Annotated in this window: 15 protein-coding genes, 1 pseudogene and 1 riboswitch; of the genes and pseudogenes, 11 read left to right on the top strand and 5 right to left on the bottom strand. The window is 33.1% G+C overall.

The window, feature by feature from the left end:
* Positions 1-10 precede the first annotated feature (10 nt).
* From THEWI_RS12475 to THEWI_RS12465, 3 genes are read left to right on the top strand one after another with little or no spacing between them, the layout of a single operon-like run.
* On the top strand, positions 11-385 hold the full coding sequence (locus THEWI_RS12475; protein WP_014063637.1) for a GntR family transcriptional regulator: 375 nt from the start codon (positions 11-13) through the stop codon (positions 383-385).
* 3 nt (positions 386-388) lie between these two features.
* The gene (locus THEWI_RS12470; RefSeq protein WP_014063636.1) at positions 389-1,261 is read left to right on the top strand and encodes an ABC transporter ATP-binding protein; all 873 of its coding nucleotides are present in this window, start codon (positions 389-391) and stop codon (positions 1,259-1,261) included.
* Positions 1,249-1,890 carry an ABC-2 transporter permease gene (locus tag THEWI_RS12465; RefSeq protein WP_014063635.1) on the top strand — a complete coding sequence of 214 codons (642 nt, stop codon included), beginning with the start codon at positions 1,249-1,251 and terminating at the stop codon, positions 1,888-1,890. Before THEWI_RS12470 ends, THEWI_RS12465 begins: the two co-directional genes overlap by 13 nt.
* Before the next feature lie 53 nt (positions 1,891-1,943).
* Here the strand turns inward: THEWI_RS12465 and THEWI_RS12460 are convergent, their stop codons facing one another.
* Together THEWI_RS12460 and THEWI_RS12455 are read right to left on the bottom strand one after the other, a co-directional pair.
* On the bottom strand, positions 1,944-3,032 hold the full coding sequence (locus THEWI_RS12460; RefSeq protein WP_244262250.1) for a DUF4179 domain-containing protein: 1,089 nt from the start codon (positions 3,030-3,032) through the stop codon (positions 1,944-1,946).
* A complete protein-coding gene (locus THEWI_RS12455) occupies positions 3,016-3,549 on the bottom strand; it encodes a sigma-70 family RNA polymerase sigma factor (RefSeq protein WP_014063633.1) in 534 nt (177 codons plus the stop codon). The genes THEWI_RS12460 and THEWI_RS12455 overlap by 17 nt, the downstream gene beginning before the upstream one ends.
* 288 nt (positions 3,550-3,837) lie before the next feature.
* Between THEWI_RS12455 and THEWI_RS12450 the strand changes: the two genes are divergently transcribed.
* The gene (locus tag THEWI_RS12450) at positions 3,838-4,704 is read left to right on the top strand and encodes a copper amine oxidase N-terminal domain-containing protein (RefSeq protein ID WP_244262375.1); all 867 of its coding nucleotides are present in this window, start codon (positions 3,838-3,840) and stop codon (positions 4,702-4,704) included.
* A gap of 256 nt (positions 4,705-4,960) precedes the next feature.
* Here THEWI_RS12450 and THEWI_RS12445 read toward each other — a convergent pair whose 3' ends face one another.
* Entirely contained in the window at positions 4,961-6,526 is a 1,566-nt protein-coding gene (locus tag THEWI_RS12445; RefSeq protein ID WP_014063631.1) for a ClC family H(+)/Cl(-) exchange transporter, read from the bottom strand.
* 244 nt (positions 6,527-6,770) lie between these two features.
* A riboswitch (Fluoride riboswitch) is annotated at positions 6,771-6,844 on the top strand.
* A 70-nt stretch (positions 6,845-6,914) separates the two neighbouring features.
* Between THEWI_RS12445 and THEWI_RS12440 the strand changes: the two genes are divergently transcribed.
* Both THEWI_RS12440 and THEWI_RS12435 read left to right on the top strand, forming a co-directional pair.
* The gene (locus tag THEWI_RS12440; RefSeq protein ID WP_014063630.1) at positions 6,915-8,450 is read left to right on the top strand and encodes a MutS-related protein; all 1,536 of its coding nucleotides are present in this window, start codon (positions 6,915-6,917) and stop codon (positions 8,448-8,450) included.
* Positions 8,447-9,949 (top strand): MutS-related protein, encoded by a 1,503-nt coding sequence (locus tag THEWI_RS12435; protein ID WP_014063629.1) that lies wholly within the window; start codon positions 8,447-8,449, stop codon positions 9,947-9,949. The genes THEWI_RS12440 and THEWI_RS12435 overlap by 4 nt, the downstream gene beginning before the upstream one ends.
* A gap of 129 nt (positions 9,950-10,078) precedes the next feature.
* Here THEWI_RS12435 and vapC read toward each other — a convergent pair whose 3' ends face one another.
* On the bottom strand, positions 10,079-10,477 hold the full coding sequence (gene vapC / locus THEWI_RS12430) for a type II toxin-antitoxin system VapC family toxin (protein WP_014063628.1): 399 nt from the start codon (positions 10,475-10,477) through the stop codon (positions 10,079-10,081).
* A complete protein-coding gene (locus THEWI_RS12425; RefSeq protein WP_003869707.1) occupies positions 10,474-10,674 on the bottom strand; it encodes a type II toxin-antitoxin system VapB family antitoxin in 201 nt (66 codons plus the stop codon). Before THEWI_RS12425 ends, vapC begins: the two co-directional genes overlap by 4 nt.
* Before the next feature lie 188 nt (positions 10,675-10,862).
* Here THEWI_RS12425 and THEWI_RS12420 point away from each other — a divergent pair, with 188 nt between their 5' ends.
* The 5 genes and pseudogenes from THEWI_RS12420 to THEWI_RS15330 all read left to right on the top strand — a co-directional run bounded on the left by THEWI_RS12420 (position 10,863) and on the right by THEWI_RS15330 (position 15,651).
* Entirely contained in the window at positions 10,863-11,183 is a 321-nt protein-coding gene (locus tag THEWI_RS12420) for a hypothetical protein (RefSeq protein WP_014063627.1), read from the top strand.
* A 294-nt stretch (positions 11,184-11,477) separates the two neighbouring features.
* Entirely contained in the window at positions 11,478-11,954 is a 477-nt protein-coding gene (locus THEWI_RS12415) for a GNAT family N-acetyltransferase (RefSeq protein ID WP_014063626.1), read from the top strand.
* A 289-nt stretch (positions 11,955-12,243) separates the two neighbouring features.
* Positions 12,244-12,999, top strand: a complete 756-nt coding sequence (gene gpmA, locus THEWI_RS12410; protein ID WP_014063625.1) for a 2,3-diphosphoglycerate-dependent phosphoglycerate mutase — start codon at positions 12,244-12,246, stop codon at positions 12,997-12,999.
* Positions 13,000-13,094: 95 nt separating this feature from the next.
* The gene (locus THEWI_RS12405) at positions 13,095-13,610 is read left to right on the top strand and encodes a ferritin (RefSeq protein WP_014063624.1); all 516 of its coding nucleotides are present in this window, start codon (positions 13,095-13,097) and stop codon (positions 13,608-13,610) included.
* Positions 13,611-13,861: 251 nt separating this feature from the next.
* Positions 13,862-15,651, top strand: a pseudogene (locus tag THEWI_RS15330) (FAD-dependent oxidoreductase).
* Positions 15,652-15,674: the final 23 nt, after the last annotated feature.

Here is a 15,674-nt window from a genome sequence, read left to right as displayed (position 1 = left end):
GTTGTAATAGATGAATATTATCATTTCAAATTCAGCGGATGAGCCTATATATGAGCAAATTGTCAGGCAAATCAAAGAAGCAATTTTGAAAGGAGAGTTGGAGGAGGGAGAACTGCTTCCATCTATCAGGAATTTAGCAAAAGAGCTGCAGATAAGCGTAATTACGACAAAAAGGGCTTATGATGAACTTGAAAAAGAAGGATTCATTGCTACAATTCCCGGAAAGGGCACTTACGTAGCAACGCAAAACAAAGAATTAATGCGTGAGAAACGGCTAAAAATTGTAGAAGAAAAATTAGTAGAAGCGATTATAGCTGCAAAAGCAGTAAACTTATCCTTAGAAGAGATAAGAGAGATGTTAGAGATTTTGTATAAGGAGGTCTAAAAGGTGGAGCCAATTTTGGAGGTTAGGAATTTAAGAAAAAGTTTTAAAGGGTTTACATTAAAAGATGTCAGTTTTTCATTGCCAAGAGGGTTTATTATGGGCTTCATTGGACCTAATGGGGCAGGGAAAAGTACGACTATTAAGCTTATTATGAATTTGCTAAAAAGAGATGGAGGGGAAATCAAAGTTTTTGGGTTGGATAATATAAAACATGAAAGGGAAATAAAGGAGAAAATTGGTTTTGTATATGAAGAGAGTTATTTTTATGGGGACTTAACTATTTCTGAAATGAAACGAGTTATAGCCCACCTATATAAAAACTGGGATGAGGAAGCTTTTATGAAGTATTTAAAAGAATTTGATTTGCCAGCTAAAAGAAAAATAAAGAGTTTATCCAGGGGAATGAAAATAAAATTTGCCCTTGCCATAGCGTTGTCCCATAGGGCTGAACTTCTCATTATGGATGAGCCGACTTCAGGGCTGGATCCTTTGATAAGAAGTGAGCTTTTGGACATTTTTTCTTCTTTAATACAAGATGAAAACAAAAGTATTTTCTTTTCAACTCATATAACCTCTGACTTAGACAAAGTTGCCGATTACATTACTTTGATTAATAGAGGTGAAATAATATTTAGCACCACAAAAGATGAAATTGTAGAAAATTACGGCATTGTCAAGGGCAGCAAAGACGTTTTAAATGAGGATACTAAAAAATATTTCGTAGGAATTAAGGAAAATAAGTTTGGGTTTGAAGGATTAGTGAAGGATAAAAAGCAAATAAAAAAGCTTTTAAAAGATACTGTCATTGTTGAGAAACCTACTTTAGAAGATGTGATGTTATATTTTACAAAGGAGGAGTTTAAATGTTCAGTTTGATTTTAAAGGATATACTGATAAGCAAAAAAATTTTACTGCTTACTGCTGCTTTTCTTATGGTATGGGTGCCGACTTTCCGAAATTTCGCAGCGGTAGGAATAATGGCAGGTATGACATACATGGGAATGATAATTGCAAGCTCAGCTGATGAGACAAACAAAGCTGATATTTTGTTAAATAGTTTGCCTCTAAGAAGGCATGAAATTGTATTGGCAAAATACCTGTCTATATTTGTCTATTCAGCAATAGGCATAGCTATTTATTTGTTAGTTGCAGCAGCCACAAAAGTACTAGGCTTTCCTATTCATGTATATCCTATCAATTTTAAAGCTGTAATTTACGGCATACTGGCGGTGAGTTTTCTAAATGGCATATACCTTCCTTTAATGTTTAAATTTGGACATGGTTTTTCTGGGATTATGTACATTATTTTGATTTTTGGGTTTTCTTATGGCATATCTTATGTTATAAGACTTTTTGGAAAATATGATTGGTTTCAAAATATTGTATCTTTTATAATGAATCAATCAGATACAGCGAAAATGTTGTTTATAACTGCTTTAGCGCTTATTATACTGACGGTTTCATGTTTATTATCTGTTAAGTTTTATAAAAATAGGGAGTTTTAATAATATAGATAGGGGCAGTTCTTTGTTAAAAGAACCGGCCCCCTATTTAAGTGTTATTTTACAGGCAATTTTACTTCAAATTTACTGGATTTGATATTTATATATGCAGTATCGGAGCTGACAGGAGAGAATTTTATTAATCTGGGATAGGCTTTGTCTTTTTCTACTTTGCCATTTATATCAAAAAGATTATACTCTGCTTCCCACTTTAGGATATTGCCTTTATCATCAGTTACAGTCCATAGACTTGGCTGCATATATTGATATTCGTCTGTGTATTCGTACCAACCTACTACAGGGTCTTGTGGAGCTTCAATTTCTATGCTGGTGGAGAAAGGTGAAAGAATTATTTTATTAAATTTGATTTTACCTAACTTGTCATTGATTACAATTTTTGGTTCGAGTATTTTTAAATCTACTTTAGTTTTGGAGGCAGGAATTGTAAAATTGAAATTCCAATTGCCTTTAATAGTGTGTCTATTTGTTCCTTCATAAAAAGTTATTTCTCTTATGTTTATTTTTACATCTATAGAAGAAGGGATTTTATCGAGATATCCTCTTACAAGTTCATATTTTGCCGATGCTATAAAAGTATTGTCATTAGTTAAGATTCCTGAAACAGTGTTACTACCAGCAGATAAATTTTCATTATTTATTGCTGTTTCAGCACTGCTATCAACAAAAATTTTATCTTTTTCTATTTTTTTTGGGAGATGGTTAGCTTTTATTATATATCCCACCACCAATCTGGATCCATCAAAAGCCGCTTCATTCAGTGTCACTTCAACGCCTTTAGAGATTTGTGAAGCACCTATTCCTACAGTATATTTTTGATATTCAGTCTTTTCTATACCTCTATTTGAAAGATATTCAAATACTGAATCGATTATAGGTATGTTTTTTCCTATAGCAGGGTCTATTATTCCTATTGTTAGTATTGTTACGATTAACAGTGAAGCTACTTTTAAAAGTGCTCCTAAGGTGATTTTCTTAGAAGTAGTATTTTTTGGCACTTTGTTGTCTCCTTTCCTTTCTTTTATCATATTTAAGGTATTTTCTATTCTTTTATGAAAGTTTTCAGGCACTTCAATATTGCTCTTTTGCAAAAGGTCACGTATTTGTCTGTCAAATTTTCGGTTCATAGGATACATTACCTCCCTCCAAACTTAATATTTCTCTCATTCGCTTTCGTGCCCTTGAAAGTCGTGACTTTACAGTACCCGCCGGAATATCCAATATTTTAGAAATTTCTTTAACTGACATGTCTTGTAAATAATACATTACCACTATTACTTTTAAATCATCTTCTAATTTGTTTAACACTTGATACAATTCTGTGTTGTTGTATTCTTCCTGGGGTACAGGAATATCAGGGAAGTCATCTACTGTTATTACTCTTTTCTGGAGGCGTTTTATTTGGTAGCAATTGTTTACTAAAATTTTCATAAGCCATGTTTTAAAATACTTTGGATGTTTTAATTGAGAAATAGACTCATAAGCTTTTAGTACAGTTTCAGATACGGCATCAGCACAGTCATTGTCGTCCTGCAATATGCTTTTTGCCACTATATACATGTCTTTTTCAAAATGGTATATGAGTTTTGCAAAGGAAGACTTGTCTCCTTGCTTGGCTTTCTTTACTTCTTGTATGATTTCCAATCTTACACCTCCTATTTTGCGATGAGATGAGTCATCCGGATGACCTTCTCACTTTATAGATGATTGTGGAAAGAGTTTGGTTCTCGGATAAGATTATATCTTGTTGGATAAGTGATTGTTTTTAGAATGATACAAGTATACCTATGTACTTTATACTAAGGATACTAGGGAAGGAACAATTTACTCTGTAACCATTTTGTAACCAAAACTTAATAATTTTTTAATAAATTTTAACATTTAAAGTGGTATAATGAAATAAAAAATAAAAGCAGGGGGATTTTACCAGTGATGAAAAAGTGGTCAGTAGTTACAGGTGTTGTTATGTTACTACTAGCCTTTGCTGCAGGTGTTTTCGCATCTAATAATATTAAGATTTCTAATCATATTAAGATTATTGTTAACGGCCAAGAAATCAAACCAGACGTTCCACCGCAAATTATTAACGGAAGAACTATGGTCCCTGTAAAGTGGATTGCTAAAGCATTAGGTGCTGATGTCCAGTTGGAACAGAGCAGTGAAGGTTATACAGTAAAAATAACTTCAAAGCTGTTGGAGAGGTTACATGCCATTGAGCCAGAACAACCTAACACAATAGTGAACGATTGGAACAGAGAACAAATTAAACAGTTCTTAGAACAAAATAAGATTCATTCTATTCAAGATATCCGTTCGCTTGGTTGTAAAGTTCCTTTTGAAATTACCAGCGAAGATGATAGCTGGATTCGACCTATTTACTCTAAAGCTTGGCATAGTACCTTTATGGGAGGAAAATATAGTGACATAACACAACTTATTAGTTGTGCTCAACGCAACTTTTTCATTTATACCGGAGGACTTTCTGAAGGAGCAGGGTTGTATTACATGATTGGATTTTCAGAAGACTGGGAAAAACCAGTCGGCAGTTCTTTTAATTCATCACATTCTTTTGAACTATGGCTATTATCTCATAAGGTTAAAGAAATCTACCGATTGGATGATGAATGGTTGGTGGTAGTTGAACCTCAACTTCAAGGTTACCAAACGGTGAGGATAAACTATAGTGATGCTGGGATAATGGTGGATAAAGAAACAAAGAGCCGAATAATGCTTTTTCGAATGGTTACTCCGGAAGGTTACGAATTGGAACGTGCTGCTGAAGTTCTTCCAGTGCAATAAATACATAATAAAAAAGGCTGCCACTTTTTTATACAGACTTCTTTTTAGTACTCTTTTAATCTTTCATCAACTTGTGCAATTAAAGAAAAAGTTTTATCATCGTGCAACAAATATAAATTGTTTTCAATGGCTGTTTGTGCTATGAGTAAATCTATAGTGCTGCGAATGGTGATTCCCTTTTTCCCAATAAACACGGGGACGGTTCATTTGTCCGACTCGGACAAAGAAACCGTCCCCGTGTTTATTTAAGATTTGTTCACTTCTGTGTCATATTCAACAAAATTTCTCTAATTTCTGTAGCTTTATCTTCATCTGCAAGGACTACTAGATAATCGCCGGCTAGAATTTTCGTATTTCCCTTTGGTATTAATTCATGCGTTCCCCTCTTTATGCCAACAAGTAAGCAACTTTGGGGCAAACTAATATCCTTTAATTTTTTGCCATCTAAACTTGAGCCTACACAAACAGGCATTTCGAAAATCGTCTTTCTTTTTTTATTGGCGGTAATAGATTTTTGTCCTTTCTTTATTGGCAGACGTTCTAACAAAGATTCATAAATCGGCATATTTGAGAACAAATCTGATGAAAGGTATGCTGTTATAGAGACAGTGCTTAGGGCCAACAAATGAGAAAATGAACCGGTCATTTCAGTTACGAGCAAACTACCTGTTATCGGTGCCCTAACTATAGCAGCAAAATATCCTGCCATAGCAAATACAATAAAATTTTTGATATAAATAGGGTTTATATGCATTATGTTGATTATTACAGTTCCGTATATGTTGCCAATCAGTGAACCTATTATAAGGAGAGGCATAAAAATACCTCCTGGTACACCTGAGCCATAGCTTACCATAGTAAATAAAAATTTAACAATTAATAGCAAAATTAAAAATTTTAAACTAAAACTATTATTGCTTAATGTATCGACAAGACCTTCACCGCCGCCAAGCGCCATAGGTACCCATAGTCCAACTGCAACAGATATAATAAGAGGTATTATTGGTTTCACATGTGATTTTATTTTTAACATGTTGTATATATCTTGAGTCTTTAAAAGAGTTTTATTAAATACGATTCCACATAAACCAACGATAATTCCAAGTAAAATAAGATAAAGATAATTATTAAGCGGCATTACTGCTAGATTTTTCAGATTAAAAATAGGTTTGATTCCTAATAATTCACCAGCTACAAAAGTTGATGTAAGTGATGAAACCATACTAGATACAAGTACCAATGGTGAGAAATTTTTATGCAGTTCTTCAAGAGCAAAAATAACTCCTGCGAGTGGTGCATTAAAAGCTGCTGCAAGCCCTGCACTAGCTCCGCATGTAAGAAGGTATTTTTCTTCAACTCTAAATCTACCAAACAACCTACTTATTCCTTGTCCGATTGAAGAACCAATTTGCACACATGGACCTTCACGCCCTAAAGAAAGTCCTGCACCTATCGCTAAAATAGTACCTATGAGCTTTAACAATAAAACTCGAAACCAATTAACTTTTATATAACCGATAATCATGCCTTCAACTTGAGGTATACCGCTACCGCTTATCATAGGTTCTTTTTTCACTATTATACCCAATAATAAGCCTATTAGAGAAAGGAAAATTATCCAGCCAATTAACAAGTAAGGATTTGTATGAAGAATTTTGTATACACTTATTACAAGAATATTTGTTTTTTCAAGAATATATCTTAAAATAGCAATAATCAATCCAACAAAGAAACCTGTTATAATGCCTTCAACTATAATACGCTTGCGAAATTCTTCCCAATGTATTAAAGTATTGAATGTTATACTTTTACCTTTATTCAATAAGATCCCTCCCAAAACATAAAATGAATGAATATTTATTTTTCTCATATTATCATTATACTACAAAATAATGATATCAAGTATTTTATATTGTTAAGTTTACTTATAGAATAATAAGCAGTATTACAAAATTTGGATATAAAACAATACAAAAATCTTTTTATTTTAAACAAATAAACATAAACATTATGCTTTGAAGTAAATTTTCACATATTCTTGCAGGCTTCATAAAAAAGTGATATAATATTCAAAAAGGGATGAAGCCCCCTTTTGGAAAATCCGAACTGCTGATAAACAGCTGATGGCTTCTACGGTAAAAACGTAGGGGTTGTCAGCTTTTTTATATTTAGTGCATTTGCCTGCAACTTTGAAAGGGAGGTACTTTCTTATGCCTTTCCATAGCATATTATTTGAAAAAAACGAAGATGGAGTAAAAAAAGAAACATTCGAAGCGCCTGATTTTTTTGTTGACTTAAATCTTGATCAAATTATAGATGTCATAACAAGAGGCAAAGAAGAATATAATTTAAAACTGTTTTTTTACACTCCTTTAAACGATATTGATACTATCAAGTATCGCCATGAAATAATGCAAGATCTTGAAAATGAAGTTTTGCTTGAGGATATAAAATCATTTGCGGAAAAAATGCAAGAAATGCGCAAACACCTTGCTCAAGCAGACAAACTTTACTACAAATACCAGAAAGAAAGATGGTTTTTGGATGCTGTAGAAATCTACTGTGATGCAATTACTGATTTAGTAGAAGACTTGTCTTCTGTAGAGTTAAAATCTCGTGGTTTTTTAGCATTTCGTCAATATTTGATAGATTATATTAATTCTGACCGTTTTCAGCTGCTACTGAGTGAAACGAAAAAACTTAAAGCTGATTTGTCTACAGTAAAATATTGCTTGTTAATAAAAGGTAACCGTGTGACGGTTCGTAAATATGAATCTGAAATTGATTACAGTATAGAAGTAGAAAAAACGTTTGAAAAATTCAAACAGGAAGCAGCAAAGGATTATAAAGTCAAATTTTCTGATTGGCCAGATATGAACCATGTCGAAGCAAAAATATTGGATTTAGTAGCTCAGTTATATCATGATATATTTTCTAATCTTGATAATTATTGTATGAAAAATAGTGATTATTTAGATGAGACAATAGCTACTTTTGATAGGGAAGTACAATTTTATATTGCTTATTTGGAATATATGGCACTATTCAAGCGCGCTGGACTAAAATTTTGTTATCCGCAAATATCTAGTAAATGCAAGGAAGTTTATAATTACGAAGGATTTGATTTAGCTCTGGCTTATAAACTCATCAACGAAAATTCGGCTGTTGTTTGTAATGATTTTTATTTAAAAGGTAAAGAGCGTATATTTGTAATTACCGGTCCGAACCAGGGAGGCAAAACAACATTTGCACGCACTTTTGGACAATTGCATTATTTGGCCAGTATAGGCTGCCCTGTTCCCGGAAAGGAAGCGCAACTCTTTCTTTTTGATAAACTATTTACACATTTTGAAAAGGAAGAAAATATTAAAGATCTTCGTGGAAAACTGGAAGATGAATTGCTTAGAATTTACAATATTCTTGCCCAGGCCACATCAAACAGTATTATAATAATGAATGAAATTTTTACATCTACCACAGCAAAAGACGCATTATTTTTAAGTAAGAAGATAATGGGAAAAATAATGCAATTAGATGTGCTGTGCGTCTGGGTAACATTTATAGATGAATTGGCATTCTTAAGCGAAAAAATTGTAAGTATGGTCAGTACGGTAGTTCCTGAGAATCCGGCATTACGCACATATAAAATTGTTAGAAGACCTCCTGATGGGCTTTCATACGCCATATCAATTGCTGAAAAATATAGGCTTACGTATAACTGCTTAAAGGAGAGGATAAAATCATGAAAGTTTTACTTATGTATAGAGATCATGATTTTGACCTGCAACAAAAATTGCCCTCAAACGAAGAAGCATTGATACAGGATTTAGAATTAAACACTTTGTTCAATGCTATGTCCCTTGGTGATAATTTTTTATTTGAAGTAGCCAAAAAATCTGTTTTATCCAGCGTGTATAGTGATCTGGATACAATATTATATCGCCAAGATGTTCTGAAGGATTCTCTAAAAAATTCTTCCATTGTTAGGAATATCTATAATATAGCAGTAGAAGCAATTGAAAACGAGAAAAAGTATTATTTTAGCATTTTCACCAGGTACCCTGCAGCTATACTTCATAGCTCAATGGATGTATTGCATATGTTTATGGAAATGCTGAAAAAACTAAAGAGTATTGCCGACCAACATGCTGATAAATTCGAATCAGAGGGCTTTAAAAGGTTTTTTACAATGCTCAAAAAAGAACTTGATGATGAATATTTTGAAAGTATCCAAAATCATTTAAAAGAACTGGAATTTCGCGATGGAATTTTGATCAGTGCTGAGTTGGGTAAAGGCAATAAAGGCGTCAATTATATTCTTCGCAAACAGGAGGATAAAAAACAAAGTCTAATAGACAGGATTTTTTCAAAAAGACCGGATGCTTATACTTTTTATATAAGTGAGCGCGATGAAAGCGGGGCAAGAGCTTTATCTGACTTAAAAGACAGAGGAATCAACCTCGTGGCAAATGCACTTGCTCAGTCTGCTGATCATATTCTCAGTTTTTTTAACATATTACGGACTGAATTGGCTTTTTACATTGGCTGTTTGAATTTATATGAGAAACTTGCCCAAATTGGAGAGCCGGTGTCTTTTCCTATTCCGGTAGCATCCAGTGAACGTAGGCATTCTTTTAAAGGATTATACGATGTCTGTTTGGCTTTGACAATGGAACAAAAAATCGTGGGCAACGATTTAAATGCTGATAATAAAGATCTGGCAATAATTACAGGTGCTAACCAAGGGGGTAAATCTACCTTTTTGCGAAGCATAGGTTTGGCTCAGTTGATGATGCAATGTGGTATGTTTGTGCCAGCCGAGTATTTTTCTGCTAACATATGTGATGGGATTTTTACCCACTATAAACGGAAAGAAGATGCTACCATGAAAAGTGGAAAGCTTGATGAAGAGCTTAGCAGGATGAGTGATATAGTAGACAATATAAAGCCAAATTCCATGGTACTGTTTAATGAATCATTTGCTGCGACAAATGAAAGAGAAGGTTCGGAAATTGCAAGGCAAATAATTACTGCATTGATTGAAAAACGCATCAAAGTTTTCTTTGTGACACATTTGTTTGAATTTGCCTATAGTTTTTATAATAAAAAACTGGAGAATGTTATTTTTTTACGAGCCGAAAGACGAAACGACGGAAAACGTACTTTTAAAATAACCGAAGGCAAACCACTTCAAACAAGCTATGGTGAAGATTTGTATAAAAAGATTTTTGGAGAAAGCTATTAAATTTATTTAGGAACAGGTTATTGACAAACCTTTTTGCGAGTAATTTAAAGTCTTTTGCTTTTATGCTTGGGTGCGTAATAAACAATAGTTTGAAGAAAAATGGGCTGTCAATAAAAAAGACAGCCCTTATCAATACTCTTTTAATCTTTCATCAACTTGTGCAATTAAAGAAAAATCTTTATCATCGTGTAACAAATATAAATTATTTTCAATGGCTGTTTCTGCTATAAGTAAATCTATGGTGCTGCGAATAGTGATTCCTTTTTTCTTACACTTGAAATACAATTTTGCAGCGTTTTCATAAGATTTGGTGCCATATTTTAGGTCATAGAATTTTTGTGTGTCTAAATATTCTTTAATTAAGTTAAATTCATTTTCAGTTTTTGCTCCTTGTAATAATTCTTGATAGATAAAATTGTTTATTCCAAAGGGGATATTATTCTGTATTATTTCTTCAAATTTTTTTACTTTTTCATTTTCTATGCCTTTCAGAAAAGATATTAGAACAGATGTATCTACCAAAATCATTTGCCTTCCCTCATTTTTTTGTAATCATAATTTTCATCAAACTGTATTTTTCCTTTTATCTCCATTAAATTTTTTCTTCTGCGATTTTCTACAAATTCTTTTAAAGCCAAATTGACAACTTCTTTTTTAGTTTTTAATCCTGAGATTTTTAACGCTTCTTTGATGAGATTTTCATCTATGACTATATTTGTTCTCATCACATACACCTCCTAATGTGTATTGTAATACACTTAATCTTTTAAGTCAAGGGAGAATGGAATTTTATATTTCTTAAATAAAAATTTATACTGTAACCATTTTGTAATCAAAACTTAATAGTTTTTTAATAAATTTTAACATTTAAGAAGTTATAATGGAAAAGGAAGAAGGAGATGGGAGGGAAAAGATGAGTTGGCTTGAAAAATTTCTCAAATTGGCAGTTATTCTATTTGTCTTAATTAATTTGCTATCTGGTTGTTCTTATATTCTTAAAGATGATAAGGATTTAATCAAAAATACAATTGAGAGATTTTACGATACACAGTATAAAGCTTACTTGAAAATGGAGTATATAGATATAACCCCCTATTTAGATATGTCGAGAATACAGAATCATAATAAAGTTACAGCATTAAAGGAATTAACTTTTAGAAGAAAATATACTGCTGAAAAAGGGTATGGATATGCAGAAAAAAGACGTTTTCCTTTAGAATTTAAATGTTTTTAAAAATTATTTCTTTTTTTGATTTTATTTTATCAATTTTATCAATACATTCCTTAAAATTGGCTTTTCTCATTATAAATTCACCTAATAAGAATAATTATCAATATTGTTGGAACCAGGAGAATAATTGAGATATAATTTAGAAAACAGGATAGGGTATAGTAAGCAGAGACTATGTGTTGAGAATTAGTAATAGTGAAAATGCGAGAGAAAGGAAGCAACAGTTGAAATTAATAGCGCAAAAAAGATATAATTTTCCGATGAAAAGATTCAAGAAGATAGTAGAGGTGAAATGTCATGCTTGTTATTAAGCCAATTGATGAAAAGTTAAAGAAAAAAGCAATAGATTTTATAATACGCAATTGGGGTTCACCAATAATGGTTTCAAAAGGTAAAGTTCATTTAATGGACAAATTACCAGGGTATGTGGCTATTGTAAATAATGATATAAATGGCTTAATAACCTATAATATTGATAATGAGGAATGTGAAATAGTATCCCTTGATAGTTTAATTGAAAATCAAGGTATCGGTAGTAAATTGTTAGAGTGTGTAATACATAAGGCAAAGGAGCAAGGATGTAAAAGAATTTGGCTTATTACAACCAATGATAATATAAGAGCGATTCGTTTTTACCAAAAAAGAGGATTCAATATGGTTGCACTTTATGTAAATGCAGTTCAGGAAGCACGAAAGATAAAACCCGAGATTCCTTTATATGGATATGATAATATACCGATATTGCATGAAATTGAATTTGAAATAAAACTATAATTTAAATAAATCTATTTGCTTGTTATAATGGTTGATAAACCGGGAGATGGCATTGTCAAAGTAAAATAATCTGGCAATACCCATTATTTTGCAAAAAATTGCGTAAATAGATAGTATTTTATAAATATAGATTTTCGGATACATATAAATCTTAAATAAGAATAATTATCAATACTATTGTATTTAAGTTTTAAGTGAGATATAATTAAGAAAACAGGATAGAGTATGAAAAGACAGAAAATCTTTGTATAAATTTTTGATATATAATATGTGAAAGGTGGGAAAAAGTATGCATAAGGTTGTTTTACTGCGGCATGGAGAAAGCCTGTGGAATATGGAAAATAGATTTACTGGCTGGACGGATGTGGATCTGTCACCGAGAGGTATTGAAGAGGCAAGAGAGAGTGGCAAAACTTTAAAGGCAGAAGGATACACTTTTGATTGTGCTTTTACTTCTGTACTTAAAAGGGCTATAAGAACTTTGTGGATTGTTCTTGATGAATTGGACAGGATGTGGATACCGGTTTACAAATCATGGAGGCTTAATGAAAGGCATTATGGAGCACTTCAAGGGCTCAATAAAGCTGAGACTGCCAAGAAATACGGAGAACAGCAGGTAAAAATATGGAGAAGGTCTGCTGATGTAAGGCCTCCTGCATTGACAAAAGATGACCCAAGGTATGCCGGTTTTGACCCTAGATATGCTGACCTTTCTGAAGAGGAAATTCCCCTTACTGAAAACTTGATTGATACAATTAACAGAGTTATTCTCTATTGGGAATCTACAATTGCTCCAACTATAAAATCTGGTAAAAAGGTCATTATAGTCGCTCATGGCAACAGTTTGAGAGGGCTTGTGAAATACCTTGACAATCTTTCAAATGAGGAGATAATGGAGCTAAACATCCCTACAGGAATTCCCTTAGTTTATGAGCTTGATGATGATTTAAAGCCTATAAGGCATTATTATCTTGCCGATGAAGAGAAAGTAAAAGAGAAAAAAGAATTAGTAGCTAAACAAGGGAAGATTCAAGGAAATTCTTAAAATACTGGCTTATTACTTGTTTTTTGGCTCCTAAAAATGTACAATAGAAATATAAGGAAGTACAATAATACTATAGAATGAGAGGTGTGTTTTGTATGTTGAGTAACAGGATGTTAGAAGGATTAAATAAACAGTTGAATTACGAAATTTATTCTGCATATCTATATGTTGCAATGGAAAATTATTTTCAAGAGAAAAACTTAGAAGGCTTTGCTAATTTTTTTAAAGTTCAGACACAAGAAGAGCTTGCCCATGCGAGAATTCTTTACGAGTACATATACCGTATGGATGGGAAAGTGACTTTGTACCCAATAGAAAAACCTGAGGAAAACTTTGATAGCATTTTAGACCTTTTTAAAAAGGCTTTGAATCATGAAAAGACTGTAACTGAAAGGATTCATAAGCTTGTTGATATAGCAATTGAGGAAAAAGACCATGCCACAAATACATTTTTGCAGTGGTTTGTTAATGAGCAGGTAGAAGAAGAAGAGAGCTTCCAGAGACTTGTTGACAAGTTAGAGCTTATAGGAGACAACATACAGCCTATATTCATGCTTGATGCTGAATTGGCTCAAAGGACGTTTGTATTACCTGCTCCACTTGCTCAATGACAGCAATAAACGGTTCGTTGTTTGTTTAAATTTAGGCATTTTTAAAGCGATGGCTCTGCTTATGGAAACTTAACGAAATCGCGGAAATACGGTATGGGGGTATGCTTTTTTGATAAGGTATATCCCCATGAATTTTTTTAAAAAATATAAGATAAGGTTTTCGTTGTTAAACTATAGACAAAGCGTAATTTATATAGTAAAATTTATGTAAGGAATACTGTTATAATTATATCAAATAAGAGGTGTTTTTTATGAGTAGTCATAAAAGAATTGTTGTCATTGGGGCCGGGTATGGGGGCGTACACGCCGCCAAACTATTAAACAAAAAATTTAAAAATGACAGCACTGTAGAAATAACTCTTATTGACAAAAAACCCTATCATACATTGTTAACAGATTTACATGAAGTGGCTGGTTCCAGAATAGAACCTGATAGCGTTCGTGTGTACTTACACAAAATTTTCGCAAACAAAAAAGTAAAAGTCATAACAGATGAAGTGGAAAAAATTGATTATGAAAGGCAAAGTGTAATTGGAAAAGACGGAGAGTATAATTATGATTATTTGATTTTAGGAATTGGAAGTGAGCCTTGCGATTTTGGCATACCTGGTGTATTTGAATACGGGTCTACAGTAGGAACATTAGAAGCTGCTATTAAAACAAAAGAACATATTGAGGAAATGTTTAGAAAAGCAAGTGCTGAAAATGACCCTGGGAAAAAAGAAAAATGCTTACCTTTGTGGTAGCTGGCGCGGGTTTCACAGGAATTGAAACTGCAGGCGAATTAATGGAATGGACAAAAAGTTTGTGTGATAAATATCATTTAGATCGCAATGATGTTAAAATTATGGTGGTAGAAGCGCTGAATACCATACTTCCTAACTTAAATGCAAGATTAGCTGCCAAAGCTCAAAAGTTTTTGAACAGAAAAGGAGTAGAAGTTTTGACTAATGCTCCTATAGTGGAAGTAGCAAAGGATTATATAGTTTTAAAAGATGGAAGAAAGATTGAGACAAAAACGCTTATATGGACCTGTGGAGTTCAAGGTAACAAATGCGTTGAGAATTTTGGCTTAGAGTTAGGTAGAAGATGTAGAGTCCAGACAAATGAATACATGCAAGCAGTAGGCAAAGAAAATATTTATGTAATAGGCGATTTAGCATACTATGAGTTAGATGGAAAACCTATCCCTCAAGTTGTAGAGACAGCACTGCAGTCAGCTGAAACTGCAGTATACAATATAGTGGCTGATATAAAAGGAGAAGAGAAAAAGCCTTTTAAACCTAGATACCATGGTTTTATGGTTTCTATAGGAAGTAGATATGCAGTAGCAGAACTTATGGGTGTGTCTTTGACAGGCTTTTTAGCAATGGCTATGAAGCACCTTGTAAATATGCATTATCTTTTTGGAGTAGCAGGCGTTGATACCGTGTTATCATACATTTACCATGAGTTCTTTGAAGTTAAAAGCAATCGCTCAATATTGGGAGGACATATTGCCGCGCATATTCCTATCTTTTGGCTTGTTCTTTTAAGAATATATGTGGGTGCATTGTGGCTTATAGAAGGCATAAATAAGATACAGCAAGGATGGCTTGACCCTTCAAAAATATTTATTATAACTACCTCTGATGTATCCGGTGCTACAGCTAAAGCTGGCGAAGCTGCAACTGCAGCGCAGGCCTTGCAGCCATTGTTAAAAGAGCCTCCAGCTTTCTACAAATGGTTTATGGATACTTTTGTAGTACCACATGCCTTCTTATTCCAAGCAATGGTAGTGCTTGCAGAAGTAGCGATAGGTCTGGCTTTAATAGCAGGTTTGTTTACCGCCTTAGCATCAGCTGGTTCTATATTCTTGGCACTGAACTTCATATTATCTGCGATGGCAGATAAGTCTATATTGTGGTATATTTTTTCAGCTATAGCTCTTATGGGAGGAGCGGGGAGAGCTTTTGGACTGGATTATTATGTGATACCGTGGATAAAAAATTGGTGGAAAAAGACTTCTTTTGCCAGAAGAACGTATCTTTATGTTAGCTGATGTAATATGAAAGAGGGTTATTT

Source organism: Thermoanaerobacter wiegelii Rt8.B1, from assembly GCF_000147695.2.
Classification (GTDB): Bacteria; Bacillota; Thermoanaerobacteria; order Thermoanaerobacterales; family Thermoanaerobacteraceae; genus Thermoanaerobacter; species Thermoanaerobacter ethanolicus.
This window is presented reverse-complemented; position numbering and strand designations above follow the sequence as displayed.

Excerpts from the sequence above, each read along its gene's own strand:
- THEWI_RS12475 (WP_014063637.1), top strand. The coding sequence starts at position 11 with ATGAATATTATCATTTCAAATTCAGCGGATGAGCCTATATATGAGCAA.
- THEWI_RS12465 (WP_014063635.1), top strand. The coding sequence starts at position 1,249 with ATGTTCAGTTTGATTTTAAAGGATATACTGATAAGCAAAAAAATTTTA.
- THEWI_RS12460 (WP_244262250.1), bottom strand. The coding sequence starts at position 3,032 with ATGAACCGAAAATTTGACAGACAAATACGTGACCTTTTGCAAAAGAGC.
- THEWI_RS12450 (WP_244262375.1), top strand. The coding sequence starts at position 3,838 with ATGAAAAAGTGGTCAGTAGTTACAGGTGTTGTTATGTTACTACTAGCC.
- THEWI_RS12440 (WP_014063630.1), top strand. The coding sequence starts at position 6,915 with ATGCCTTTCCATAGCATATTATTTGAAAAAAACGAAGATGGAGTAAAA.
- THEWI_RS12435 (WP_014063629.1), top strand. The coding sequence starts at position 8,447 with ATGAAAGTTTTACTTATGTATAGAGATCATGATTTTGACCTGCAACAA.
- vapC (WP_014063628.1), bottom strand. The coding sequence starts at position 10,477 with ATGATTTTGGTAGATACATCTGTTCTAATATCTTTTCTGAAAGGCATA.
- THEWI_RS12425 (WP_003869707.1), bottom strand. The coding sequence starts at position 10,674 with ATGAGAACAAATATAGTCATAGATGAAAATCTCATCAAAGAAGCGTTA.
- THEWI_RS12420 (WP_014063627.1), top strand. The coding sequence starts at position 10,863 with ATGAGTTGGCTTGAAAAATTTCTCAAATTGGCAGTTATTCTATTTGTC.
- THEWI_RS12415 (WP_014063626.1), top strand. The coding sequence starts at position 11,478 with ATGCTTGTTATTAAGCCAATTGATGAAAAGTTAAAGAAAAAAGCAATA.
- gpmA (WP_014063625.1), top strand. The coding sequence starts at position 12,244 with ATGCATAAGGTTGTTTTACTGCGGCATGGAGAAAGCCTGTGGAATATG.
- THEWI_RS12405 (WP_014063624.1), top strand. The coding sequence starts at position 13,095 with ATGTTGAGTAACAGGATGTTAGAAGGATTAAATAAACAGTTGAATTAC.